At 55.0% G+C, this 25,549-nt stretch carries 24 protein-coding genes and 2 tRNA genes; 24 read left to right on the top strand and 2 right to left on the bottom strand.

Annotated features, from left to right (window positions below; translation table 11 throughout):
- Positions 1–90 precede the first annotated feature (90 nt).
- Both LDK53_RS16235 and LDK53_RS16230 read left to right on the top strand, forming a co-directional pair.
- Positions 91–165 (top strand) — tRNA-Gln (locus tag LDK53_RS16235).
- A 36-nt stretch (positions 166–201) separates the two neighbouring features.
- Positions 202–276: transfer RNA gene (locus tag LDK53_RS16230), tRNA-Gln, on the top strand.
- Between the two features lie 96 nt (positions 277–372).
- Here the strand turns inward: LDK53_RS16230 and ubiF are convergent.
- Positions 373–1,548, bottom strand: coding sequence for a 3-demethoxyubiquinol 3-hydroxylase (gene ubiF, locus LDK53_RS16225; RefSeq protein WP_225287577.1), 1,176 nt, complete (start codon positions 1,546–1,548; stop codon positions 373–375).
- 135 nt (positions 1,549–1,683) lie between these two features.
- On the opposite strand from ubiF, the gene miaB reads away from it, so the two are divergent.
- The 10 genes from miaB to rihA all read left to right on the top strand — a co-directional run bounded on the left by miaB (position 1,684) and on the right by rihA (position 11,957).
- Positions 1,684–3,108, top strand: a complete 1,425-nt coding sequence (gene miaB / locus LDK53_RS16220) for a tRNA (N6-isopentenyl adenosine(37)-C2)-methylthiotransferase MiaB (RefSeq protein WP_225287576.1) — start codon at positions 1,684–1,686, stop codon at positions 3,106–3,108.
- 163 nt (positions 3,109–3,271) lie between these two features.
- On the top strand, positions 3,272–4,318 hold the full coding sequence (locus tag LDK53_RS16215; RefSeq protein ID WP_025756345.1) for a PhoH family protein: 1,047 nt from the start codon (positions 3,272–3,274) through the stop codon (positions 4,316–4,318).
- Entirely contained in the window at positions 4,315–4,782 is a 468-nt protein-coding gene (ybeY, locus tag LDK53_RS16210) for an rRNA maturation RNase YbeY (protein ID WP_008501052.1), read from the top strand. The genes LDK53_RS16215 and ybeY overlap by 4 nt, the downstream gene beginning before the upstream one ends.
- Before the next feature lie 89 nt (positions 4,783–4,871).
- Complete coding sequence (gene corC / locus LDK53_RS16205) at positions 4,872–5,750, top strand: CNNM family magnesium/cobalt transport protein CorC (RefSeq protein WP_225287578.1); 879 nt, start codon at positions 4,872–4,874, stop codon at positions 5,748–5,750.
- A 5-nt stretch (positions 5,751–5,755) separates the two neighbouring features.
- Positions 5,756–7,294, top strand: a complete 1,539-nt coding sequence (lnt, locus tag LDK53_RS16200) for an apolipoprotein N-acyltransferase (RefSeq protein WP_225287575.1) — start codon at positions 5,756–5,758, stop codon at positions 7,292–7,294.
- A 399-nt stretch (positions 7,295–7,693) separates the two neighbouring features.
- On the top strand, positions 7,694–8,599 hold the full coding sequence (locus LDK53_RS16195) for an amino acid ABC transporter substrate-binding protein (protein WP_008501049.1): 906 nt from the start codon (positions 7,694–7,696) through the stop codon (positions 8,597–8,599).
- Positions 8,600–8,754: 155 nt separating this feature from the next.
- Positions 8,755–9,495, top strand: coding sequence for a glutamate/aspartate ABC transporter permease GltJ (gene gltJ, locus LDK53_RS16190; RefSeq protein ID WP_008501048.1), 741 nt, complete (start codon positions 8,755–8,757; stop codon positions 9,493–9,495).
- Entirely contained in the window at positions 9,495–10,172 is a 678-nt protein-coding gene (gltK, locus tag LDK53_RS16185; RefSeq protein ID WP_025756342.1) for a glutamate/aspartate ABC transporter permease GltK, read from the top strand. Before gltJ ends, gltK begins: the two co-directional genes overlap by 1 nt.
- Complete coding sequence (locus LDK53_RS16180) at positions 10,169–10,894, top strand: amino acid ABC transporter ATP-binding protein (RefSeq protein ID WP_008501046.1); 726 nt, start codon at positions 10,169–10,171, stop codon at positions 10,892–10,894. The genes gltK and LDK53_RS16180 overlap by 4 nt, the downstream gene beginning before the upstream one ends.
- A gap of 121 nt (positions 10,895–11,015) precedes the next feature.
- Positions 11,016–11,957, top strand: a complete 942-nt coding sequence (rihA, locus tag LDK53_RS16175) for a pyrimidine-specific ribonucleoside hydrolase RihA (protein WP_225287574.1) — start codon at positions 11,016–11,018, stop codon at positions 11,955–11,957.
- Positions 11,958–12,035: 78 nt separating this feature from the next.
- Here rihA and LDK53_RS16170 read toward each other — a convergent pair whose 3' ends face one another.
- A complete protein-coding gene (locus tag LDK53_RS16170) occupies positions 12,036–12,518 on the bottom strand; it encodes a zinc ribbon-containing protein (protein ID WP_025756340.1) in 483 nt (160 codons plus the stop codon).
- 214 nt (positions 12,519–12,732) lie between these two features.
- Between LDK53_RS16170 and leuS the strand changes: the two genes are divergently transcribed.
- The 12 genes from leuS to lipB all read left to right on the top strand — a co-directional run bounded on the left by leuS (position 12,733) and on the right by lipB (position 25,277).
- The gene (leuS, locus tag LDK53_RS16165; protein WP_148110461.1) at positions 12,733–15,315 is read left to right on the top strand and encodes a leucine--tRNA ligase; all 2,583 of its coding nucleotides are present in this window, start codon (positions 12,733–12,735) and stop codon (positions 15,313–15,315) included.
- A 14-nt stretch (positions 15,316–15,329) separates the two neighbouring features.
- On the top strand, positions 15,330–15,899 hold the full coding sequence (gene lptE, locus LDK53_RS16160; RefSeq protein WP_025756339.1) for an LPS assembly lipoprotein LptE: 570 nt from the start codon (positions 15,330–15,332) through the stop codon (positions 15,897–15,899).
- On the top strand, positions 15,899–16,930 hold the full coding sequence (gene holA / locus LDK53_RS16155) for a DNA polymerase III subunit delta (protein ID WP_225287573.1): 1,032 nt from the start codon (positions 15,899–15,901) through the stop codon (positions 16,928–16,930). The genes lptE and holA overlap by 1 nt, the downstream gene beginning before the upstream one ends.
- On the top strand, positions 16,923–17,588 hold the full coding sequence (nadD, locus tag LDK53_RS16150; RefSeq protein WP_225287572.1) for a nicotinate-nucleotide adenylyltransferase: 666 nt from the start codon (positions 16,923–16,925) through the stop codon (positions 17,586–17,588). Before holA ends, nadD begins: the two co-directional genes overlap by 8 nt.
- 270 nt (positions 17,589–17,858) lie before the next feature.
- The gene (rsfS, locus tag LDK53_RS16145; protein ID WP_003858696.1) at positions 17,859–18,176 is read left to right on the top strand and encodes a ribosome silencing factor; all 318 of its coding nucleotides are present in this window, start codon (positions 17,859–17,861) and stop codon (positions 18,174–18,176) included.
- Between the two features lie 3 nt (positions 18,177–18,179).
- A complete protein-coding gene (gene rlmH / locus LDK53_RS16140; RefSeq protein ID WP_003858701.1) occupies positions 18,180–18,647 on the top strand; it encodes a 23S rRNA (pseudouridine(1915)-N(3))-methyltransferase RlmH in 468 nt (155 codons plus the stop codon).
- Between the two features lie 28 nt (positions 18,648–18,675).
- Entirely contained in the window at positions 18,676–20,577 is a 1,902-nt protein-coding gene (gene mrdA, locus LDK53_RS16135; protein WP_025756336.1) for a peptidoglycan DD-transpeptidase MrdA, read from the top strand.
- 2 nt (positions 20,578–20,579) lie between these two features.
- Complete coding sequence (gene mrdB / locus LDK53_RS16130; protein ID WP_013097590.1) at positions 20,580–21,692, top strand: peptidoglycan glycosyltransferase MrdB; 1,113 nt, start codon at positions 20,580–20,582, stop codon at positions 21,690–21,692.
- Positions 21,693–21,708: 16 nt separating this feature from the next.
- Complete coding sequence (gene rlpA, locus LDK53_RS16125) at positions 21,709–22,821, top strand: endolytic peptidoglycan transglycosylase RlpA (protein ID WP_095441819.1); 1,113 nt, start codon at positions 21,709–21,711, stop codon at positions 22,819–22,821.
- Between the two features lie 139 nt (positions 22,822–22,960).
- On the top strand, positions 22,961–24,172 hold the full coding sequence (dacA, locus tag LDK53_RS16120) for a D-alanyl-D-alanine carboxypeptidase DacA (RefSeq protein ID WP_025756334.1): 1,212 nt from the start codon (positions 22,961–22,963) through the stop codon (positions 24,170–24,172).
- Between the two features lie 105 nt (positions 24,173–24,277).
- Positions 24,278–24,541, top strand: a complete 264-nt coding sequence (ybeD, locus tag LDK53_RS16115) for a DUF493 family protein YbeD (RefSeq protein ID WP_003858718.1) — start codon at positions 24,278–24,280, stop codon at positions 24,539–24,541.
- A 94-nt stretch (positions 24,542–24,635) separates the two neighbouring features.
- Positions 24,636–25,277: a lipoyl(octanoyl) transferase LipB gene (gene lipB, locus LDK53_RS16110; protein ID WP_045286196.1), complete on the top strand. Its 642-nt coding sequence runs from the start codon at positions 24,636–24,638 to the stop codon at positions 25,275–25,277.
- The last annotated feature ends 272 nt before the right edge of the window (positions 25,278–25,549 follow it).

Genomic DNA, 25,549 nt, shown 5'->3' with positions numbered 1-25,549 from the left:
TCACTCATAATGATGGGGTCACAGGTTCGAATCCCGTCGTAGCCACCAAATTTAGATTATCGATTGATTTCGGTAATGAAAAAAAATTGTTGGGGTATCGCCAAGCGGTAAGGCACCGGATTCTGATTCCGGCATTCCGAGGTTCGAATCCTCGTACCCCAGCCAATTTAAAAAGTCGTTAAGCAGTCTGTTTAACGCAATTGGGGTGTCGCCAAGCGGTAAGGCTCTGGTTTCTGATACCAGCATTCCGGGGTTCGAATCCCTGCACCCCAGCCACTTAGTCACAAAAAAGCCCGCTCTGCGGGCTTTTTTGTTTTTGTTGCTCAGAATAGTGCGGTCTGATGCCCTCTCCCACGGGAGAGGGAAAAAAGATTAGAGTCCCAGGGCGTATTTGAGCGCCTGACGCTTCAAGCCGCCGGCGCGTTCCGCCGCCATCAAACCAATGTTACGCAAGATACGCACCGGCGCTATGTCATTGCTGAACCCGGCATAGAACAGATCCATTCCCGACTGCATGATAAAGTTATCCGCCATACGGCGCGTCTGATAACGCTTCAGGACCTGATGACTGGACCAGTTCTCCGCATGCCCGCGGGCGCTGCCCAGCACATCCAGTAACGCATCGACGTCGCGATACCCCAGATTTACCCCCTGCCCGGCCAGCGGATGAATGGTATGTGCCGCATCGCCCACCAGCGCCAGACCTTCTCTGGCATACTGCAATGCGTGACGCCGCGTGAGCGGGAACGCCCCTGCGGCAACCGGCATAACATTGCCCAGACGGCTCGGGAAGTTCAGATGAATTTCCCGCTGCAATTGCTCCATTGAAAGCCCCTGCAGCTGGCGAATGCGCGCCGGTTTGTCGTACCACACCAGCGACGCCCAGTTATCGAACAGCGGTAAGAAGGCGTGCGGACCATTCGGAGTAAAGTGCTGCCAGGTGCTCTCTCCCGGCGCATTCTCACACTGAACGGTAATCAACATGCAGGACTGCTCGTACTGCCAGGCATGCACCCCGATACCCGCCATCTGCCTTACCTGCGAGTTAGCCCCATCGGCCCCGACGACCAGCTTCACGGCCAGTTCATCGCCGCTGTCGAGCGTCAACACATAGCCACTCTCGTGAGGATGCAGCGCCTTCAGCGACGCAGGCACATGCAGCGTCACCTTCGGGTGCGCCTCCAGCGCCTGCCAGAGTGCCCGCTGGAGCACGTTATTTTCCACCATATAGCCCAGGCGCGGTAACTTCAGCTCAGCGGCATCAAACGCGACGTGGGCATTTTCCCACTCCCAGGTTTCAAGACGGCTGTAAGGATGGGCGCGCATCGCCAGCACCGACTCCCAGACGCCCAGACCGCGCAGCAGATCAACGGACGCTGCGCTTATCGCGGAGATGCGCACATCCGGTTTGGCCGCCGGATCGTAGTGCCCAGGCGCAGCCTGTTCAATTACCGTTACCTCAAATCCCTGCTGCGCCAGCCCCAGCGCCAGCGCGCCGCCGACCATACCGCCGCCGACAACGGCAACTTCGGTGTGTTGGAGTGTCATGGTCAATTTTCCTTATTGCAGAATCCTTTAAGTTTACCGGATTTTTTCGGTCATGAGACACATAACCTTCATACTGGTCACAACCCCACCAAAGCATTACAATACGCGGCTTGCAATCCTGAGCTGAGCAAGTCGATGACTAAAAAACTCCATATAAAAACCTGGGGCTGTCAGATGAACGAATACGATTCATCCAAGATGGCCGATCTGCTGGATACCACCCACGGATACCAGCTGACTGAAAATGCGAAAGAAGCCGATGTGCTGCTGCTAAATACCTGTTCAATTCGCGAAAAAGCGCAGGAAAAAGTCTTTCACGTGTTAGGCCGCTGGAAACTTCTTAAACGAAAAAATCCGGACCTGATCATCGGCGTGGGTGGCTGCGTTGCGTCGCAGGAAGGTAAGCTGATCCGCCAGAGAGCCCCGTATGTGGATATTGTCTTTGGCCCTCAGACCCTGCACCGCCTGCCTGAAATGATCAACAAGGTGCGCGGCGATCGTAGCCCGGTCGTTGACGTCAGCTTCCCGGAGATCGAAAAATTTGACCGTCTGCCAGAGCCGCGCGCCGATGGCCCGACCGCGTTCGTCTCTATCATGGAAGGCTGCAACAAATACTGTACTTACTGCGTGGTGCCGTATACCCGTGGTGAAGAGGTCAGCCGCCCGGCAGATGACATCCTGTTTGAAATTGCACAGCTTGCCGCCCAGGGCGTTCGCGAAGTCAACCTGCTGGGTCAGAACGTTAACGCATGGCGCGGTGAGAACTACGACGGCACCACCGGCAGCTTTGCCGAACTGCTGCGTCTGGTGGCCCCGATTGACGGCATCGACCGTATTCGCTTTACCACCAGCCATCCGATGGAATTTACCGACGACATCATTGACGTTTACCGCGATACGCCGGAACTGGTGAGTTTCCTGCACCTGCCGATTCAGTGCGGTTCCGATCGCGTGCTGAACCTGATGGGCCGTCCGCATACGGTGCTGGAGTACAAATCCATCATCCGTAAGCTGCGTGAAGCCCGCCCGGATATCCAGATAAGCTCAGACTTTATTGTCGGCTTCCCTGGCGAAACCGCTGATGACTTCGAACGCACCATGAAGCTCATCGGCGAAGTGAATTTTGACGTCAGCTACAGCTTCATCTTCTCACCGCGTCCTGGCACCCCTGCGGCCGATATGGTTGACGATGTACCGGAAGAAGAGAAAAAACAGCGTCTGTACATTCTGCAGGAGCGCATTAACCAGCAGGCCAACGCCTGGAGCCGCCGCATGCTCGGCACCGTCCAGCGTATTCTGGTGGAAGGCACCTCGCGCAAGAGCATCATGGAACTCTCCGGACGTACCGAGAACAACCGCGTGGTCAACTTTGAAGGTACCCCGGACATGATCGGTAAATTTGTGGACGTCGAGATTGTTGAAGTGTTGACCAACTCGCTGCGTGCGAAAGTGGTACGTACCGAAGATGAGATGGGCCTGCGTATTGCAGAGTCACCAGAATCTGTGATTTCCCGTACCCGCAAAGAAAATGATTCTGGCGTGGGAATTTACCAGCCTTAATCCTTCAGGCCTGCCTCTTCGGCAGGCCTTGTATTTCCTCTCATCGTCCCCAATATCATCCGCAACGCTTGCGCCTTTATTCTGTGGCGTGAATAATTTCGGTAATGACCGTTTTATTACGTCCTGTCGCAACGGATCAGTTAACCAATCAATGAGGAACAGTTTGAACATAGATACGCGTGAAATTAGCCTGACGCCCGCAGACAACGCTCGCCTGCTGAGCCTGTGCGGGCCGTTTGATGACAACATCAAACAACTGGAGCGACGTCTGGGTATCGAAATCAATCGTCGCGATAATCATTTCAAACTTACCGGACGCCCTATCTGCGTCAACGCCGCCGCGGACATTCTGCGTAGCCTGTATGTCGATACCGCCCCGATGCGCGGCGAAATTCAGGATATCGAACCGGAACAGATCCACCTCGCCATTAAAGAGGCGCGCGTGCTTGAGCAGAGCGCGGAAAGCGTGCCGGACTACGGCAAGGCCATTAACATTAAGACCAAACGTGGCGTCATCAAGCCGCGGACGCCAAACCAGGCGCAGTACATCGCCAACATTCTTGACCATGACATCACCTTCGGCGTCGGTCCGGCGGGTACGGGGAAAACCTATCTGGCCGTTGCCGCCGCGGTTGATGCGCTGGAGCGCCAGGAGATTCGCCGTATTCTGCTGACCCGTCCGGCTGTGGAAGCGGGCGAGAAACTGGGCTTCCTGCCCGGCGATCTAAGCCAGAAGGTTGATCCTTACCTGCGCCCGCTGTACGACGCGCTGTTCGAGATGCTGGGCTTTGAGAAAGTCGAGAAGCTCATTGAGCGTAACGTAATCGAAGTGGCCCCGCTCGCCTACATGCGCGGCCGTACGCTCAACGACGCGTTCATCATTCTTGATGAGAGCCAGAACACCACCATCGAACAGATGAAGATGTTCCTGACGCGTATCGGCTTCAACTCGAAGGCAGTCATTACCGGTGACGTGACGCAGATCGACCTGCCGCGCAGCACCAAATCGGGTCTGCGCCACGCCATCGAAGTGCTGGCCGAGGTCGACGAAATTAGCTTTAACTTCTTCCACAGTGAAGACGTGGTACGCCACCCGGTGGTCGCGCGTATCGTTAACGCCTATGAAGCCTGGGAAGAGGCAGATCAGAAGCGTAAGGCCGAACTGGCCGCAGAACGTAAGCGCGAAGCGCAGGAGCAAGAGCAGAAATGAGTCAGGTGATCCTCGATTTACAGCTGGCCTGTGAAGATAATTCCGGCATGCCAGATGAGGCACAGTTTCAGAAATGGCTGGATGCCGTTATCCCCCAGTTTCAGGAAGAATCAGAAGTCACGATTCGTCTGGTGGATGAAGCAGAAAGCCACGAGCTTAACCTGACCTACCGCGGGAAAGATAAGCCAACCAACGTGCTCTCTTTCCCGTTTGAAGCTCCGCCGGGTATCGAGATGCCGCTGTTGGGCGATCTGATCATCTGCCGTCAGGTGGTTGAACAGGAAGCCAAAGAGCAACAAAAGCCGCTGGAAGCCCACTGGGCGCATATGGTGGTACATGGCAGCCTGCATCTGCTCGGCTACGATCATATTGAAGACGACGAAGCGGAAGAGATGGAGTCCCTTGAGACAGAGATAATGCTTGCTCTGGGCTATGAGGATCCGTACATTGCCGAGAAAGAATAGTCCGTCATCTGACTGACTAACATGCCGCCACGAAAGGAGATTGCGTGGCGGTAAACGTTGAACTAACAAGAGAACCCTTAACAAACGCCATGAGCGACGACAATTCACACAGTAGCGACACGACAACCAATAAAAAGGGATTTTTCTCCCTCATTCTGAACCAGCTTTTCCACGGCGAACCGAAAAACCGTGATGAACTGCTGGAGCTGATTCGTGATTCCGGGCAGAACGACCTTATCGACGAAGATACGCGCGAAATGCTCGAAGGGGTTATGGACATCGCTGACCAGCGCGTTCGCGATATCATGATCCCCCGGTCACAGATGATCACCCTGAAACGCAACCAGACGCTGGACGAGTGCCTCGATGTGATCATCGAATCCGCCCACTCGCGTTTCCCGGTCATCAGCGAAGACAAAGATCACATCGAAGGGATTTTGATGGCGAAAGATCTGCTGCCGTTTATGCGCAGCGATGCCGAAGCCTTCAGCATGGAAAAAGTGTTACGCCAGGCCGTGGTTGTGCCGGAAAGTAAACGTGTGGATCGGATGCTGAAAGAGTTCCGCTCTCAGCGTTACCACATGGCGATTGTTATTGATGAATTCGGTGGCGTTTCCGGTCTTGTCACGATCGAAGATATTCTTGAGCTGATTGTCGGCGAAATCGAAGATGAGTATGACGAAGAGGAAGATATCGACTTCCGTCAGCTAAGCCGCCATACCTGGACCGTGCGTGCGCTGGCCTCCATCGAGGACTTCAACGACGCCTTCGGGACCCACTTCAGCGATGAAGAGGTCGATACCATTGGCGGGCTGGTGATGCAGGCCTTTGGTCATCTCCCGGCGCGCGGTGAGACCGTTGACATCGACGGTTACCAGTTCAAAGTGGCCATGGCCGACAGCCGACGTATTATACAGGTTCACGTCAGAACGCCGGACGATTCACCGGTGCCAAAACTGGAAGAGTAATGTAAATGGCATTTGCCCCACTGTTTGAACGCCAGCGCGTCCGTTTGCTGCTGGCGCTGTTACTCGGAGCCAGCGGTACGCTGGCTTTTTCTCCTTACGATATCTGGCCTGCGGCCATCCTCTCCCTGATGGGACTACAGGGTTTAACCCTGAATCGTCGTCCCGTCCAGGCTGCCGCCATCGGCTACTTCTGGGGGCTGGGGCTGTTTGGCTCAGGCATCAACTGGGTCTATGTCAGCATCGCCCAGTTTGGCGGTATGCCCGGCCCGGTTAACGTCTTCCTGGTGGTACTGCTCGCCGCGTACCTCTCGCTGTATACCGGTTTATTCGCAGGCATCCTTTCTCGCCTGTGGCCCAAAACCAGCTGGCTACGCGTCGCCATTGCCGCGCCCGTGGTCTGGCAACTCACCGAGTTCCTGCGCGGTTGGGTACTGACGGGTTTCCCGTGGCTGCAGTTCGGCTACAGTCAAATTGACGGCCCGCTAAAAGGCCTGGCGCCGGTGATGGGCGTTGAAGCCATCAACTTCCTGCTGATGGTGGTCAGCGGCCTGCTGGTACTGGCGCTGGTCACGCGCTGCTGGAAACCGCTGGTGTTGGCGCTCGTATTGTTCGCCCTGCCTTTCCCGCTGCGCTATATCCAGTGGTTCACGCCGGAGCCCGGGCGTGCCATGCAGGTTTCTATGGTGCAGGGAAATATCCCGCAGTCCATGAAGTGGGACGAGAAAGAGCTGCTGAATACGCTGAAGATTTACGCCAACGCCACCGAAGAGGTGATGGGAAAATCACAGCTGATTATCTGGCCGGAGTCGGCGATCCCCGATCTGGAGCTCAACCAGCAGCCGTTTCTGAACATGATGAACGATCTGCTGCTCGCGCGCGGCAGCACGTTGATTACCGGCATTGTGGATGCGCGTCTGAACCAGCAGAACCGCTACGACACCTACAACACCATCATTACGCTCGGTAAAGACAGCGAATACAGTTACCACTCGACTGACCGGTATAACAAGAATCACCTGGTACCGTTTGGTGAGTTTGTTCCGCTGGAGTCGATTCTGCGTCCGCTGGCCCCCTTCTTTGACCTGCCGATGTCCTCTTTCAGCCGCGGGCCATACGTTCAGCCCCAGTTGCACGCGCACGGATTTGCTCTGACGGCGGCCATTTGCTACGAAATCATTCTCGGCGAACAGGTGCGGGATAACTTCCGTCCGGACACGGACTTCCTGCTGACCATCTCTAACGATGCGTGGTTCGGTAAGTCGATTGGCCCGTGGCAGCACTTCCAGATGGCGCGCATGCGCTCCCTGGAGCTGGCGCGTCCACTGCTGCGCAGCACCAATAACGGCATTACCGCCGTGATTGGGCCGCAGGGTGAAATTCAGGCCATGATCCCTCAGTTCACCCGTGAAGTGCTGACCACGACAGTCACGCCAACGACCGGGTTAACGCCATATGCGCGTACCGGCAACTGGCCACTGTGGATCCTGACCGCACTGTTTGGCTTTGGCGCCGTGTTGATGAGTCTGAGTCAGCGTCGTAAATAACCTTACCTTCTGTTGCCGGGTGGCGCTGATGCTTACCCGGCCTATATTTTTGCTCCCGTAGGTCGGGTAAGGCGTAGCCGCCACCCGACAATCCTCTCCGAATTCATTTCTGGCACGCCTATTGCTTTGTTTATTCAGGTAAACGCAGTTTGGCTTAATGTGCAACTTTGTCGCACCAGCGTAGACCACCGGTAGCACCGAAACGGTGCAACGGGAGATATTTGCCTCTGAATGGTGCGGCGCGCTTCGCAAAAATAAACAATAACGCAGCAAAATCTTTACATTAAGCCAGACTAAATGTTAACAAGCTTGCATAACACTGCACTCGCATCGCGCGAGATATAACAACATCACAATGGGTATCAATGCGTCACTGGCGCTGATAAGAAGGAGTTGGGTATGCAATTACGTAAACTGGCCACAGCAATGCTGGTGATGGGAATGTCTGCTGGCGTGGTCCACGCTGAAGATGCGCCGGCAGCCGGCAGCACTCTCGACAAGATTGCCAAAAACGGCGTGATCGTGGTCGGCCACCGTGAATCTTCTGTCCCGTTCTCTTACTACGACAACACGCAAAAAGTCGTAGGTTATTCACAGGATTACTCCAACGCCATCGTTGAAGCTGTGAAGAAAAAGCTGAACAAACCTGACCTGCAGGTGAAGCTGATCCCAATCACTTCACAGAACCGTATTCCACTGCTGCAAAACGGCACCTTTGATTTTGAGTGTGGCTCCACCACCAACAACCTCGAGCGTCAGAAACAGGCAGCCTTCTCGGACACCATCTTTGTTGTGGGCACCCGCCTGCTGACGAAGAAAGGCGGTGAGATCAAAGACTTCGCTGACCTGAAAGGGAAAGCGGTCGTGGTTACCTCCGGTACCACTTCAGAAGTGCTGCTGCACAAGCTGAATGACGAGAAGAAAATGGATATGCGCATCATCAGCGCCAAAGACCATGGCGACTCCTTCCGTACCCTGGAAAGTGGTCGTGCCGTCGCGTTTATGATGGACGACGCCCTGCTGGCGGGCGAGCGTGCAAAAGCGAAGAAACCGGACAACTGGGATATCGTCGGTACCGCGCAGTCGAAAGAAGCCTACGGCTGTATGCTGCGTAAAGACGATCCGCAGTTCAAAAAGCTGATCGATGACACCATCGCCCAGGTGCAAACCTCCGGCGAAGCGGAAAAATGGTTCGACAAATGGTTCAAGAACCCGATTCCACCAAAAAACCTGAACATGAACTTTGAACTGTCCGACGACATGAAGGCCCTGTTCAAATCACCCAATGACAAAGCTCTTAACTAATTAGAACAACAGGGGCGGGATCTCCTGCCCTCTCGATTGTCGGGAAGCACGGACAGACTATACGTTGAGTGGTCGTTCCCCACTCAGCACGAAAAATGAGCTTCTCACCAATCTTCGAGGGTAGCGCTGCTACCCTTTTTTTTCTGGAGTTTATTATGTCAATCGACTGGAACTGGGGCATATTCCTGCAACAAGCCCCGTTCGGCAACACCACCTATCTTGGCTGGCTGTGGAGCGGATTTCAGGTTACCGTGGCATTATCGATAACGGCGTGGATTATCGCGTTTCTTGTCGGTTCGCTGTTCGGTATTCTGCGTACCGTCCCTAACCGTTTCCTTTCAACACTGGGCACCCTGTACGTGGAACTTTTTCGTAACGTTCCGCTCATCGTACAATTCTTTACCTGGTATCTGGTTATCCCGGAACTACTGCCTGAAAATATTGGCATGTGGTTCAAATCGGAACTGGATCCGAATGTACAGTTCTTTGTCTCCTCAATGATGTGTCTGGGGCTGTTTACCGCTGCGCGCGTTTGTGAGCAGGTGCGTGCCGCCATTCAGTCATTACCCCGTGGACAAAAAAATGCGGGCCTGGCGATGGGGTTAACCCTGCCGCAAACCTACCGCTACGTGCTGCTGCCTAACGCCTACCGCGTGATCGTCCCACCGATGACCTCTGAGATGATGAACCTGGTGAAAAACTCGGCCATCGCCTCAACCATCGGTCTGGTCGATATGGCGGCTCAGGCGGGAAAGCTGCTGGATTACTCCGCGCACGCGTGGGAATCCTTCACCGCAATCACGCTCGCGTATGTTCTGATTAACGCTTTCATCATGCTGGTGATGAACCTGGTTGAACGCAAAATTCGCCTGCCGGGCAATATGGGGGGCAAATAATGTACGAGTTTGACTGGAGTTCTATCGTTCCCTCTATGCCATACCTGCTTGATGGCCTGGTGATTACCTTAAAAATCACGCTTATTGCCATCATCGTCGGTATCGTCTGGGGTACCCTGCTGGCCGTCATGCGCCTGTCGAGCTTTAAGCCGCTCGCCTGGTTTGCAACCGCCTACGTCAACGTTTTCCGTTCCATCCCGCTGGTGATGGTGCTGCTGTGGTTTTATCTGATTGTGCCCGGCTTCCTGCAAAACGTGCTGGGGCTGTCACCGAAAACCGATATCCGCCTGATCTCCGCGATGGTGGCGTTCTCGATGTTTGAGGCCGCCTACTATTCAGAGATTATCCGTGCGGGCATTCAGAGTATCTCCCGTGGACAGTCCAGCGCCGCGCTGGCACTGGGGATGACGCACTGGCAGTCCATGCAGCTCATTATTCTGCCGCAGGCGTTTCGCGCCATGGTTCCACTCCTGCTGACCCAGGGTATCGTACTGTTCCAGGATACCTCCCTGGTCTACGTGCTGAGTCTGGCAGACTTCTTCCGTACCGCGTCCACCATCGGTGAACGTGATGGTACGCAGGTCGAGATGGTGCTCTTCGCGGGAGCGGTCTATTTTGTGATTAGTTTAAGCGCGTCGCTGTTGGTCAGCTGGCTGAAGAAAAGGACGGTACAATGATTTCCCTGAAAAATGTTTCTAAATGGTATGGGCACTTTCAGGTGCTGACCGACTGCTCCACCGAAGTGAAAAAAGGCGACGTGGTGGTGGTGTGCGGACCGTCCGGTTCCGGTAAATCGACGCTGATCAAAACCGTCAACGGACTGGAGCCGGTGCAGCAGGGTGAGATCGTGGTCAACGGCACCAAAGTTAACGACAAGAAAACCAACCTCGCCCAGCTTCGCTCTCACGTTGGGATGGTGTTCCAGCATTTTGAGCTGTTCCCTCACCTCTCCATTATTGAGAACCTGACCCTGGCGCAGGTGAAAGTGCTTAAGCGTGATAAAAAAGCATCGCGCGAGAAAGGCCTGAAACTGCTGGAACGCGTTGGGCTCGCGGCCCATGCCGATAAGTTCCCGGCACAGCTTTCTGGCGGCCAGCAGCAGCGTGTGGCGATTGCCCGCGCGCTGTGCATGGATCCTGTGGCGATGCTGTTTGACGAACCCACGTCGGCCCTCGATCCGGAGATGATCAACGAAGTGCTGGACGTTATGGTTGAGCTGGCGCATGAAGGGATGACCATGATGGTGGTAACCCATGAGATGGGCTTCGCCCGTAAAGTGGCCAACCGCGTGATCTTTATGGACGAAGGGAAGATCGTGGAAGACTCACCGAAAGAGGAGTTCTTCGCTAACCCCAAATCAGAACGTGCGAAAGATTTCCTCGCGAAAATCCTGCATTAATCTTCTCAGTGCGCAATCTGCGGATTGCGCACTGCCTCACGCTTTCGCTCACTTCTTCTCGTCGTGTGTCCCATTGCAGCGTTAACCTTGTCACAAAATAACGCTATGAATGGAGAACGCTATGGCACAACCTATTATTTTCGATTGCGACCCGGGTCATGATGACGCGATCGCGCTCGTCCTTGCACTTGCCTCCCCTGAGCTCGACGTCAAAGCCGTCACCTCTTCTGCCGGAAACCAGACGCCGGATAAAACCCTGCGTAACGTTTTGCGCATGCTGACGCTGCTTAACCGCACGGATATTCCTGTCGCTGGCGGTGCCCTCAAGCCCCTGATGCGTGAATTAATTATTGCGGATAACGTGCACGGTGAAAGTGGGCTGGACGGTCCGGCGCTGCCGGAGCCGGGCTTCACGCCGCAAAACTGCACCGCCGTGGAGCTGATGGCAAAGGTGCTGCGTGAGAGCGCGGAACCCGTCACCCTGGTGGCAACGGGACCGCAAACCAACGTCGCGCTGCTGTTGAACAGCCATCCGGAACTGCACGGCAAAATTGCCCGTATCGTCATCATGGGCGGGGCGATGGGGCTCGGTAACTGGACGCCGTCCGCTGAGTTCAACATTTTTGTCGACCCGGAAGCGGCGGAGATCGTCTTCCAGTCCGGTTTGCCGATTGTGATGGCAGGGCTGGACGTTACCCACCGCGCGCAGATTATGGCCGACGACATTGAACGTTTCCGTTCCGTGGGTAACCCGGTCGCCACAACCGTGGCTGAGCTGCTCGACTTCTTTATGGAGTATCACAAAGCCGAGAAGTGGGGATTCCACGGCGCACCGCTGCATGACCCCTGCACGATCGCCTGGCTGTTAAAGCCGGAGATGTTTACCACGGTGGAGCGCTGGGTGGGTGTTGAGACGCAGGGGAAATATACGCAGGGGATGACGGTGGTGGACTATTACTCATTGACGGGAAACAAGCCGAATACGACGGTAATGGTGGATATCGATCGGGAAGGGTTTGTGGATTTGCTGGCGGAGAGGCTGGCTTACTACTGCGCGCCCTGATGCCCTCACTTCAGCCCTCTCCCACGGGAGAGGGAGCAGACACTAAAAACGGCAACGTGGTTGCCGTTTTGCGTTTACCTAGGGCTCAAACGGCCGACGCTGGAACTGGTCGTGCCCGCACTTCGGACACAGTGGCAGCACATCCGGCGTATACACCGCAATATGGTGATGGCATTTCTCGCACACCAGATTTCCCAGCCCAACCACTTCACCACTCTGGTACACACCGTGGTGGTTCAAATCCTGAAACACCTCGCGCCACTCCAGCTGTGTTTTATCAGTAATATCGGCCAGCTCCTGCCACAGACTCTCTTTAATCACCCGCATAAAGACGCTGTCGGCGATCTCGTCCTGGCTCTCCTCGTAGCTGCGCGCAAACTCTTCCAGGTCACGGCGCACGGCACGGGTCACCTCTTCCACTTCGGTTCGCGTTAACTCACCCGTTTGCGTCACCCGGGCACGAGCCTGCTCCACCAGCGCGTCAATATCGCGCTCGCCGTTACGCAGCCGTTCCGTCAGTGTCGCCACCAGTTCGCGGTAAAATTGAGCAACCTTGTTCATCATTTTGCCTCCCGGGTAAGTAACTATTTCTAATAATAGACCTTATTTCATCGCCGCTTTGTCAGGTGAAGCACAGACCCGGTAAATTCCTGCAAAGCGCATTTGTGCGAAAGGCTGTTTTGACGCGGGCGTTTGGGCTATGCTATGCGGATCTGAATTACCACATCCATTGGCTACATTTGTAGCTGTATTGAAAACAGGACCACTGGCTGCCATGCAAGAGCAATACCGCCCGGAAGAGATAGAATCAAAAGTCCAGCAACACTGGGACGAGAAGCGCACCTTTGAAGTAACCGAAGACGAGAGCAAAGAGAAGTATTACTGCCTGTCGATGCTTCCCTATCCTTCTGGTCGACTACACATGGGCCACGTGCGTAACTACACCATCGGTGATGTGATTGCACGCTATCAGCGCATGCTGGGCAAGAACGTTCTGCAGCCAATCGGCTGGGATGCGTTTGGCCTGCCTGCGGAAGGCGCAGCGGTAAAAAACAATACGGCGCCAGCCCCGTGGACGTACGACAATATCGCGTACATGAAAAACCAGCTCAAAATGCTGGGCTTTGGCTATGACTGGAGCCGCGAGCTGGCAACCTGTACCCCGGAATACTATCGCTGGGAACAGAAGTTCTTCACCGAGCTGTACAAAAAAGGCCTGGTTTACAAGAAGACGTCTGCCGTTAACTGGTGTCCGAATGACCAGACCGTTCTCGCTAACGAACAGGTTATCGACGGCTGCTGCTGGCGCTGTGACACCAAAGTTGAGCGTAAAGAGATCCCGCAGTGGTTTATCAAAATCACCGCTTACGCTGACGAACTGCTGAACGATCTGGATAATCTGGACCACTGGCCGGATACCGTTAAGACCATGCAGCGCAACTGGATCGGCCGTTCTGAAGGCGTGGAAATTACCTTCAACGTTGAGAACTACGACCAGACCCTGACCGTCTATACCACCCGTCCGGACACCTTCATGGGCGCGACCTACCTGGCCGTGGCCGCAGGTCACCCGCTGGCGCAGAAAGCGGCAGAAAATAATCCGGAACTGGCCACCTTCATCGACGAATGCCGCAACACCAAAGTGGCCGAAGCCGATATGGCAACGATGGAGAAAAAAGGCGTGGATACTGGCTTCAAAGCCATTCACCCACTGACCGGCGAAGCCATCCCTGTCTGGGCCGCCAACTTCGTGCTGATGGAATACGGCACGGGTGCCGTAATGGCCGTTCCGGGTCACGACCAGCGCGACTACGAATTTGCCACCAAATACGGCCTGACCATCAAGCCTGTTATCCTGGCGGCTGACGGTTCTGAACCTGACCTGTCCGAACAAGCGCTGACCGAAAAAGGCACCCTGTTCAACTCCGGCGAGTTCAGCGGCCTGAGCTTCGAAGAGGGCTTTAACGCCATTGCCGACAAACTGGCTTCTCTGGGCGTAGGTGAGCGTAAGGTGAACTACCGTCTGCGCGACTGGGGCGTCTCCCGCCAGCGTTACTGGGGTGCGCCAATTCCAATGGTGACCCTGGAAGATGGCACCGTGATGCCAACGCCAGACGATCAGCTCCCGGTGATCCTGCCGGAAGACGTGGTCATGGACGGTATCACCAGCCCGATCAAAGCCGATCCCGAGTGGGCCAAAACCACCGTCAACGGCCAGCCTGCGCTGCGTGAAACCGACACCTTCGACACCTTTATGGAGTCATCCTGGTATTACGCGCGTTACACCTGCCCGCAGTATCAGGACGGCATGCTGGACTCCAACGCGGCAAACTACTGGCTGCCGGTTGATATTTACATCGGCGGTATTGAACACGCCATCATGCACCTGCTCTACTTCCGCTTCTTCCACAAGCTGATGCGCGACGCGGGCATGGTGAACTCTGACGAGCCTGCTAAACAGCTGCTGTGCCAGGGCATGGTGCTGGCAGATGCGTTCTACTACGTGGGTGCAAACGGCGAGCGTAACTGGGTTTCTCCGGTCGATGCGATCGTTGAGCGCGACGAGAAAGGCCGTATCGTGAAGGCGAAAGACGCCGAAGGTCATGAGCTGGTCTATACCGGCATGAGCAAGATGTCCAAGTCTAAAAACAACGGCATCGACCCGCAGGTGATGGTTGAGCGTTACGGTGCGGATACCGTGCGTCTGTTCATGATGTTTGCCTCTCCGGCAGACATGACCCTGGAATGGCAGGAGTCAGGCGTTGAAGGGGCGAACCGCTTCCTGAAGCGCGTCTGGAAACTGGTTTACGAACACACCTCACTGGGCGATGCTCCGGCCCTGAACGCCGCCGCCCTGACGGAAGATCAGCAGGCGCTGCGCCGTGATGTTCATAAAACGATTGCGAAAGTGACCGATGATATTGGTCGTCGTCAGACCTTCAATACCGCAATTGCGGCTATTATGGAACTGATGAACAAACTGGCGAAGGCGCCGCAAGAGGGCGAGCAGGATCGTGCCTTAATGCGTGAAGCGCTGCTGGCCGTCGTTCGCATGCTGAACCCGTTCACGCCTCACGTCAGCTTCACCCTGTGGCAGGAGCTAAAAGGCGAAGGCGATATCGACAACGCGCCGTGGCCAGAGGCTGACGAAGCCGCGATGGTGGAAAACACCACGCTGGTTGTGGTCCAGGTAAACGGTAAAGTCCGCGGTAAAATTACCGTGGCGGTCGACGCAACCGAAGAACAGGTTCGCGAGCGCGCGGGCCAGGAACCGCTGGTCGCAAAATATCTTGAGGGCGTTACCGTACGTAAAGTGATCTACGTACCAGGTAAATTGCTGAATCTGGTCGTTGGCTAAGCGCGGGAGGAAACGTGCGACAACTGGCAACAATACTCTTATCTCTGGCGGTGCTTGTCACCGCTGGCTGTGGCTGGCACCTGCGCAATACCACGGCGGTGCCTGCTGAGATGAAAACGATGATTTTCGACTCATCGGATCCTAACGGTCCACTCAGCCGCGCAATTCGTAATCAGTTGCGTCTGAACGGCGTCGAGCTGATCGAAAAAGGCACCCTGCGCCAGGATGTACCGTCTCTGCGTGTGCTGGGGATGACGCTCAGCAAAGATACGGCCTCTATCTTCCAGGACGGCCATACCGCAGAGTATCAGATGGTCATGGCGGTTAACGCGGCAGTTCTGATCCCGGGTAAAGACATCTACCCGATCAGCACGAAAGTGTACCGTTCGTTCTTCGATAACCCGCAGACGGCGCTGGCAAAAGATGCCGAACAGCAGATTATCATCAACGAAATGTACGACAAGGCAGCGGAACAGCTGATCCGTAAACTGCCAGCTATTGCAGCGTCAAAAAAACAAGGATCTGACATTGTTGAAAAACCGGATGCCGACGCGTCTCCTGTTTCTACCTCAATGGGTAACTGATGATCAGGCTGTATCCTGAACAACTCCGCGCGCAGCTCAATGAAGGGCTGCGCGCGGCGTATCTGCTCCTCGGTAACGATCCGTTATTACTACAGGAAAGCCTGGATGCCGTGCGACACGCAGCGGCCGCTCAGGGCTTCGATGAACACCACACCGTCCAGCTGGATAACAATACCGACTGGAATGCCCTCTTCTCACTTTGCCAGGCGATGAGCCTGTTTGCCTCGCGTCAGACGATCCAGATCCTGCTGCCAGAGAATGGTCCGAACGCTGCCATTAATGAACAACTGGCCACGCTGGTCAGTCTGTTACACAGCGATCTGCTGTTTATCGTGCGTGGCAATAAACTGACGAAAGCGCAGGAAAACGCGGCGTGGTTTACCCAACTCGCGACCCATGCGGTGCAGGTCACCTGTCAGACGCCTGAGCAGGCACATCTGCCAAAATGGGTGGCCGCGCGCGCGAAGCAGAACAACCTTCAGCTGGATGACGCGGCAAATCAACTGCTCTGCTACTGCTACGAAGGCAATCTGCTGGCCCTCGCGCAGGCGCTGGACCGGCTCGCCCTGCTCTGGCCGGATGGCAAGCTGACCCTGCCGCGCGTCGAGCAGGCCGTTAACGACGCGGCGCACTTCACGCCGTTCCACTGGGTTGATGCCTTGCTGTCGGCGAAGAGCAAACGCGCCCTGCATATTCTGCAGCAGCTGCGCCTTGAAGGCAGCGAGCCAGTCATTTTGCTGCGCACGCTCCAGCGCGAACTGCTGTTGCTGATCGCGCTCAAGCGCCAGTCTGCCCATACGCCCTTGCGCGCGCTGTTTGATAAACATCGGGTGTGGCAAAATCGCAGGGCGTTAACCACCGAGGCCGTCAACCGCCTGAGCCATGAACAGCTGCGTCAGGCAGTACAGCTTCTGATGCGCGCTGAGCTCACGTTAAAACAAGATTACGGTCAGTCGGTCTGGGCGGAGCTGGAAAGTCTTTCTCTGCTGCTCTGCCACAAGGCGCTGGCTGACGTTTTTATTGATGGATAGTATGCACTCTCTCCAGGCCCTGTATGGTGGCACCTTCGACCCGGTACATTACGGGCATCTGAAGCCGGTTGAGATTCTGGCGAATCTGATTGGTCTTCAGCGCGTTATCATTATGCCCAATAATGTCCCGCCTCATCGTCCGCAGCCCGAAGCAACCAGCGAGCAGCGAAAATCGATGCTTGCCCTGGCCATCGCGGACAAACCGCTCTTCAGCCTTGATGAGCGCGAGTTGCGCCGCGACACGCCCTCCTGGACGTCGCAAACGTTGCAGGAGTGGCGCGCTGAACACGGACCAGACCAGCCGCTGGCCTTTATCATCGGTCAGGACTCTCTGCTGAATCTCCCCACCTGGCATCAGTATGAAACCATTCTGGAGAACAGCCATCTGCTCGTCTGCCGTCGTCCGGGCTATCCGCTGACCATGCGCGAAGCACAGTATCAGCAGTGGCTGGAAGATCATCTCACCGACAATATAGAAGATCTTCACACACAGCCGGCCGGGAAGATTTATCTGGCGGAGACGCCGTGGTTCGATATCTCTGCGACCCTCATTCGCGAGCGTTTACAGCACGGTTTAGCCTGTGACGATTTGCTACCGGCCCCGGTGCTGGCGTATATCCATACGCACGGTTTGTATCAGAAAAGCGCAGATGAATAGCCGAAGGGCATAATAAAGTGGCTTATTGTTTTTCCTGCCTTGACAGGGTAAGCCATACTGTTATCCTCCGCTGCCAGACTTTCCCGCCGATCATTGCTTTACAGAAATTGTTTTACAAAAATGGCGATGCAATCTCAGGCGGAGGGTGGGATGATACCCGCCTTCAAAAGCCGGGCAGGAGACATTTGTCCCGTTACAGGCCTGAGTTCAGGTATACTGTCTGGCTACGAATTCAACGTTATACAATCTCATTCACCCCAGGGGGAAAACTTGCAGGGTAAAGCACTCCAGGATTTTGTTATTGACAAAATTGATGACCTGAAAGGTCAGGACATCATCGCTATCGACGTTAAGGGTAAATCCAGTATTACCGACTGCATGATCATCTGCACCGGTACCTCTACGCGTCATGTTGTTTCAATTGCCGATCACGTGGTGCAGGAATCGCGTGCTGCAGGGCTGTTGCCCCTCGGCGTTGAAGGTGAAGCGACCGCTGACTGGGTGGTTGTCGATCTCGGCGATGTGATTGTCCACGTCATGCAGGAAGAGAGCCGTCGCCTGTATGAGCTGGAAAAACTCTGGGGTTAATGCGTGAAGTTGCAGCTGGTCGCCGTCGGCACCAAAATGCCGGACTGGGTACAAACCGGTTTTACTGAATATCTGCGTCGTTTTCCAAAAGACATGCCGTTCGAACTGGTGGAGATCCCCGCCGGAAAACGCGGCAAGAACGCCGATATCAAACGTATTCTCGATAAAGAGGGTGAACTGATGCTGGCAGCCGCAGGCAAAAACCGCATCGTCACTCTCGATATTCCAGGGAAGCCCTGGGATACGCCGCAGCTGGCGCACGAACTGGAGCGCTGGAAGCAGGATGGTCGTGACGTCAGTCTGTTGATTGGCGGGCCTGAAGGGTTGTCCCCTGCCTGCAAAGCGGCAGCAGAACAAAGTTGGTCTCTCTCCGCGCTGACGCTTCCCCACCCGCTCGTTCGGGTACTGGTGGCAGAAAGCCTGTATCGCGCGTGGAGCATTACTACCAACCACCCCTATCACCGCGAGTAATGACTGACCAGGGTAGATTAAGCAGCGGATGAAACTACAGAATTCTTTTCGCGACTATACGGCTGAGTCCGCGCTGTTTGTGCGCCGGGCGCTGGTCGCCTTTACCGGGATTTTGCTGCTTACCGGCGTGCTGATCGCCAACCTTTATAATCTGCAAATTGTCCGCTTTACCGATTACCAGACGCGTTCAAACGAAAACCGGATCAAGCTGGTGCCCATCGCGCCCAGCCGCGGCATTATTTACGATCGTAACGGTACCCCGCTGGCGTTAAACCGCACCATCTATCAAATCGAGATGATGCCGGAAAAGGTCGATAACGTTCAGGACACGCTGGAAGCATTGCGAAGCGTGGTCGATCTTAACGATGACGATATCGCGGCTTTCAAAAAAGAGCGCGCCCGTTCCCACCGTTTCACCTCCATTCCGGTTAAAACCAATCTGACGGAAGTCCAGGTGGCCCGCTTTGCGGTGAATCAGTACCGTTTCCCCGGCGTGGAAGTGAAAGGTTACAAGCGTCGTTACTACCCTTACGGCTCCGCGCTGACGCATGTCATTGGCTACGTCTCCAAGATTAACGATAAAGACGTCGAGCGCCTCGATAAAGACGGCAAGCTGGCTAACTACGCAGCAACGCACGATATCGGCAAGCTGGGCATTGAACGCTACTACGAAGATGTTCTGCATGGGCAGACCGGCTATGAAGAGGTTGAGGTGAACAACCGCGGCCGCGTCATTCGTCAGCTGAAAGAGGTGCCGCCTCAGGCGGGACATGACGTATATCTGACCCTCGACCTTAAACTGCAGCAGTATATTGAAACCTTACTGGCGGGCAGTCGTGCGGCCGTGGTGGTCACCGATCCTCGTACCGGTGGCATCCTGGCGATGGTGTCAATGCCAAGCTATGACCCGAACCTCTTTGTTGACGGCATCTCCAGTAAAGACTATTCCGGCCTGCTGAATGACCCGAACACGCCGCTGGTGAACCGCGCTACGCAAGGGGTTTACCCGCCAGCGTCAACGGTTAAACCTTACGTGGCGGTCTCTGCCCTGAGTGCTGGTGTCATCAACCGTAATACCAGCCTGTTTGACCCCGGCTGGTGGCAACTGCCGGGTTCTGAAAAACGCTATCGCGACTGGAAAAAATGGGGCCACGGCCATCTGAACGTGACGAAATCGCTGGAAGAGTCCGCGGATACCTTCTTCTACCAGGTGGCGTACGATATGGGTATCGACCGTCTGTCAGAGTGGATGAGTAAGTTTGGCTACGGACATTACACCGGTGTTGACCTTGCCGAGGAACGCTCTGGCAACATGCCAACCCGTGAGTGGAAGCTGAAGCGCTTTAAGAAACCGTGGTATCAGGGTGACACTATTCCGGTGGGTATCGGTCAGGGCTACTGGACGGCTACGCCGCTTCAGATGAACAAAGCCATGATGATCCTCATCAATGACGGCGTGGTGAAAGTCCCTCATCTGCTGCAAAGTACCGTTGAAGACGGCAAAAAGGTGCCCTGGAACCAGCCGCACGAAGCGCCTGTGGGTGACATCCATTCTGGCTTCTGGGAAATCGCGAAAGACGGGATGTACGGCGTGGCAAACCGTCCGAACGGTACCGCTCATAAATATTTCGCCGGTACGCCTTATAAAGTGGCCGCGAAATCCGGTACGGCGCAGGTATTTGGTCTGAAAGCCAACGAAACCTATAACGCCCACCGCATTGCCGAACGTCTGCGTGACCATAAGCTGATGACGGCGTTTGCCCCTTATGATAACCCGCAGGTCGCGGTGGCGATGATTCTGGAAAACGGCGGTGCCGGCCCCGCGGTCGGGACCATCATGCGCCAGATCCTTGACCACATTATGCTGGGTGATAACAACACCGAACTGCCGGCTGAAAACCCGGCCGCCGCTGCGGCGGAGGACCAATAATCATGACGGATAATCCGAATAAAAAATCGCTGTGGGATAAAATCCACATCGACCCAGCCATGCTGCTGATCCTGCTGGCTCTGCTGGTTTACAGTGCCCTGGTTATCTGGAGCGCCAGCGGCCAGGACATCGGCATGATGGAGCGTAAAATTGGCCAGATCGCGATGGGTCTGGTCATTATGGTGGTGATGGCGCAGATCCCACCGCGCGTCTATGAAGGCTGGGCGCCCTATCTTTACATCTTCTGTATTATTTTGCTGGTTGCGGTAGACGCGTTTGGCGCCATCTCAAAAGGGGCGCAGCGCTGGCTGGATCTGGGCGTTGTCCGCTTCCAGCCCTCGGAAATCGCCAAAATCGCCGTACCCCTGATGGTGGCACGCTTTATCAACCGCGACGTCTGTCCGCCGTCTCTTAAAAATACCGCCATCGCGCTGGTTCTGATTTTCCTGCCAACGCTGCTGGTCGCGGCGCAGCCTGACCTGGGAACCTCAATCCTCATCGCCCTATCCGGCCTGTTCGTTCTTTTCCTGTCGGGCCTGAGCTGGCGTCTGATTGGCATCGCGGTGGTGCTGGTTGCCGCGTTTATTCCGATTCTCTGGTTCTTCCTGATGCATGATTACCAGCGCCAGCGCGTCATGATGCTGCTCGATCCGGAAACCGATCCGCTGGGCGCGGGCTATCATATTATTCAGTCAAAAATTGCGATTGGCTCCGGTGGCCTGCGCGGTAAAGGCTGGCTGCACGGTACACAGTCGCAGCTGGAGTTTTTACCGGAACGCCACACCGACTTTATTTTCGCCGTACTGGCTGAAGAGCTGGGGCTGGTGGGCATCTTAATTTTGCTGGCGCTATACGTCCTGCTGATCATGCGCGGATTGTGGATTGCAGCACGCGCGCAAACCACCTTTGGTCGCGTTATGGCTGGCGGGTTGATGCTGATTTTATTCGTTTATGTCTTCGTAAATATTGGTATGGTGAGTGGTATTCTGCCGGTGGTTGGCGTACCGCTACCGCTGGTGAGTTACGGAGGCTCGGCACTGATTGTGTTGATGGCCGGGTTTGGTATCGTGATGTCGATCCATACCCACAGAAAAATGTTGTCAAAAAGCGTATAAAAATAAGGGGATCGGAATGCGTAAGCAGTGGCTGGGGATCTGCATTGCGGCAAGTTTACTTGCGGCCTGTACAAGTGATGATGGTCAGCAACAGGCAACCGTCGCGCCGCCGCAGCCTGCGGTGTGTAATGGCCCGATCGTTGAAATCAGCGGTGCCGATCCCGTTTATGAACCGCTGAATGCCAGTGCGAATCAGGATTACGAGCGCGACGGCAAAAGTTACAAAATTGTTCAGGATCCTTCCCGCTTCAGCCAGGCTGGCTTTGCCGCCATTTATGATGCCGAACCCGGCAGTAACCTGACGGCGTCCGGGGAGGCCTTCGACCCAATGCAACTGACAGCAGCACACCCGACGCTGCCGATCCCGAGCTATGCCCGTATCACCAACCTGGCGAACGGCCGTATGATCGTTGTGCGTATCAATGACCGCGGCCCGTACGGCAATGACCGGGTGATCTCCCTGTCTCGCGCGTCCGCCGATCGCCTGAACACGTCGAATAACACCAAAGTCCGTATCGACCCGATTATCGTGGCGCAGGATGGTTCGCTCTCCGGACCGGGTACCGCCTGTACGACAGTGGCGAAACAGACCTATGCCCTGCCCGATCGTCCAAATCTTGACGGCGGAATGGGTAGCGTCTCTTCTCCGGCCGAACCGGCTCAGCCGGGGGGAGAAATCCGTCCAATCAGCAATGATACGCTGCAAAGTGATGATTCAACGGGCGCACCGGTAAAGAGTAGCGGCTTTCTTGGTGCACCAACGACCTTAGCCTCGGGCGTACTTGAAGGCAGTGAGCCGACACCCGCCCCTGCACCTGTGAGTGCGCCAGCAGCTCAACCGGCGCCCGTAACGGCGCCAGCGGCCACGCAAAGTACGGCGGTGGCAGCTCCGGCAGCGGCCAGCGGCAGCTATGTGGTGCAGGTAGGCGCAGTGAGCGATCAGGCTCGTGCCCAGCAGTATCAACAGCGTCTGAGCCAGCAGTTTGGCGTCCCGGGACGCGTTGAGCAAAACGGTGCGGTCTGGCGTATTCAGATGGGGCCGTTTGCCAGCAAATCGCAGGCAGCGTCCCTGCAGCAGCGTTTGCAAAATGAAGCTCAGCTTCAGTCATTTATCGCTGTTGCAAAGTAATTAATCGGCGGTGTCCGAAATGTCAGTTTGTGTAAAACACATTCACAAACTCATGCTTAAAGTCGGATGCCTGCCTGAATAGCATTTGCTATAGTAAGGCACTTTTTTTAATTCCATCACGGATGTCGTAGTTCTGACCATGAAGACCACTTTTTCTGCTCGTTTTGTGCAGCGCATGGCGCTGACCACGGCCCTTTGCGCTGCTGCACTTTCTGCAGCTCACGCCGATGACCTGAATATCAAGACCATGATCCCTGGCGTTCCGCAAATCGACGCGGAATCCTACATCCTGATCGATTACAACTCTGGCAAAGTGCTGGCAGAACAGAATGCTGATGCCCGCCGCGACCCGGCCAGCCTGACCAAAATGATGACCAGCTATGTTATCGGCCAGGCGATGAAAGCCGGGAAATTCAAGGAAACTGACCTGGTCACCATCGGTAACGATGCGTGGGCAACCGGAAACCCGGTGTTCAAAGGTTCGTCTCTGATGTTCCTGAAACCGGGTATGCAGGTTCCCGTTTCTCAGCTCATTCGCGGGATTAACCTGCAGTCAGGTAACGATGCCTGTGTGGCGATGGCCGATTTTGCTGCCGGTAGCCAGGACGCCTTCGTGGGCCTGATGAACAGCTACGTGAACGCGCTGGGTCTGAAAAACAGCCATTTCCAGACCGTACACGGTCTGGACGCCGACGGTCAGTACAGCTCCGCGCGTGATATGGCGCTCATTGGTCAGGCGCTGATCCGCGACGTACCTAACGAATATGCCATCTATAAAGAGAAAGAGTTCACCTTCAACGGTATTCGTCAGACCAACCGTAACGGCCTGCTGTGGGATAACAGCCTGAACGTTGATGGCATCAAAACGGGCCATACTGACAAAGCGGGTTACAACCTGGTGGCCTCTGCCACTGAAGGTCAGATGCGCCTGATCTCTGCCGTGATGGGCGGCCGTACCTTTAAAGGTCGTGAAACAGAAAGCAAGAAACTGCTGACCTGGGGCTTCCGTTTCTTCGAAACCGTGAACCCGCTGAAAGCAGGTAAAGAGTTTGCTTCCGAACCCGTCTGGTTCGGCGACAACGACCGTGCCTCTCTTGGCGTGGATAAAGATCTGTACCTGACCATTCCACGCGGTCGTATGAAGGATCTCAAAGCCAGCTACGTCCTGAACAGCACCGAGCTGCATGCGCCACTGCAGAAAAACCAGGTTGTAGGTACCATCAACTTCCAGCTGGATGGCAAGACGATCGATCAGCGTCCGCTGGTTGTCCTGCAAGAAATTCCTGAAGGTAATTTCTTCGGCAAAATCATTGATTACATTAAATTGATGTTCCATCACTGGTTTGGTTAAAAATTGAACACTTGAAAGTGTGATTTTGATCCCCATATACTAAGTATCCTGATAACTCCCACCTGACGTGGGAGTTATTCTTTTTGACGTTACGCCGGAGCTGACATGAAAACCAAACTTAACGAACTGCTTGAATTCCCTACCCCATTTACCTACAAAGTAATGGGTCTGGCGAAGCCTGAGCTGGTTGATCAGGTGGTTGAAGTGGTACAGCGCCATGCGCCGGGTGACTACTCTCCGTCAGTAAAACCAAGCAGCAAGGGCAACTACCACTCGGTTTCTATTACCATCACCGCTACACACATTGAGCAGGTTGAGACGCTGTACGAAGAGCTCGGCAATATCGAAATTGTTCGTATGGTGCTGTAGTCCCTTTGCGGTTACCCGGTTTGCCGGGTAACCCCACTCCCCGCTGTGATATACTCCCCCGCATCTTTTGTCCCTCGTCTTCGGAGACGCTGTTTTGTATCAGGATAAAATTCTGGTCCGACACCTCGGGCTGCAACCTTATGAGCCTGTCTCCCAGGCTATGCATGACTTCACCGATTCACGCGATGAGAGCACCCCGGATGAGATCTGGCTGGTCGAACACCTGCCAGTCTTTACGCAGGGTCAGGCGGGAAAAGCGGAACATTTATTGATGACGGGAGACATCCCGGTGATTCAGAGCGATCGCGGCGGGCAGGTCACTTACCACGGCCCCGGACAGCAGGTAATGTACGTCCTGCTCAATCTGAAGCGCAGAAAACTGGGCGTGCGTGAACTGGTCACTCTACTGGAACAAACTGTCGTCAATACGCTGGCGGAATATGGTATCGATGCGCATCCACGCGCCGATGCACCAGGCGTTTACGTCGGGGAAATGAAGATCTGCTCTCTGGGGCTGCGAATTCGTAAAGGCTGCTCCTTCCACGGCCTGGCATTGAATATTAATATGGATCTCACCCCTTTCCAGCGCATAAACCCCTGCGGCTACGCCGGCATGGAGATGACGCAAATGCGTCAGTGGGTCGATACCGCTACGCCAGACACTATTCGTCCTGTGCTTTTGAAGAACGTGTTAGCACTACTTAACAATCCCCCGCACGAATATATCCCTGCTTAATATATCATACAACATGGCTCGCTAATTTGACGGGCCACTGTTTATTTACCGCTTTTGCGCTTTACAATAAACCACAGATTCTATATTTTCGAAGCGCCCGAATATTGCCGTTACATATTATTTAGCTTCCCTCAAACGTGACAAACAGGGTCTAAGTAACGTGAGTGATAATCACACAACTGTTTGATTTTTGATAAAGAAGTGAAACAAAACCAACACTTTACGAATCTCTACAAGCATAATAAATAAATTCAACTATCATTCATATTGTG

The organism is Enterobacter sp. K16B, from assembly GCF_020216105.1.
In the GTDB taxonomy this organism is placed as follows: domain Bacteria; phylum Pseudomonadota; class Gammaproteobacteria; order Enterobacterales; family Enterobacteriaceae; genus Enterobacter; species Enterobacter sichuanensis.
Note: the sequence above shows the minus strand (reverse complement) of the source record. Positions and strands in the feature narration are given on the sequence as shown.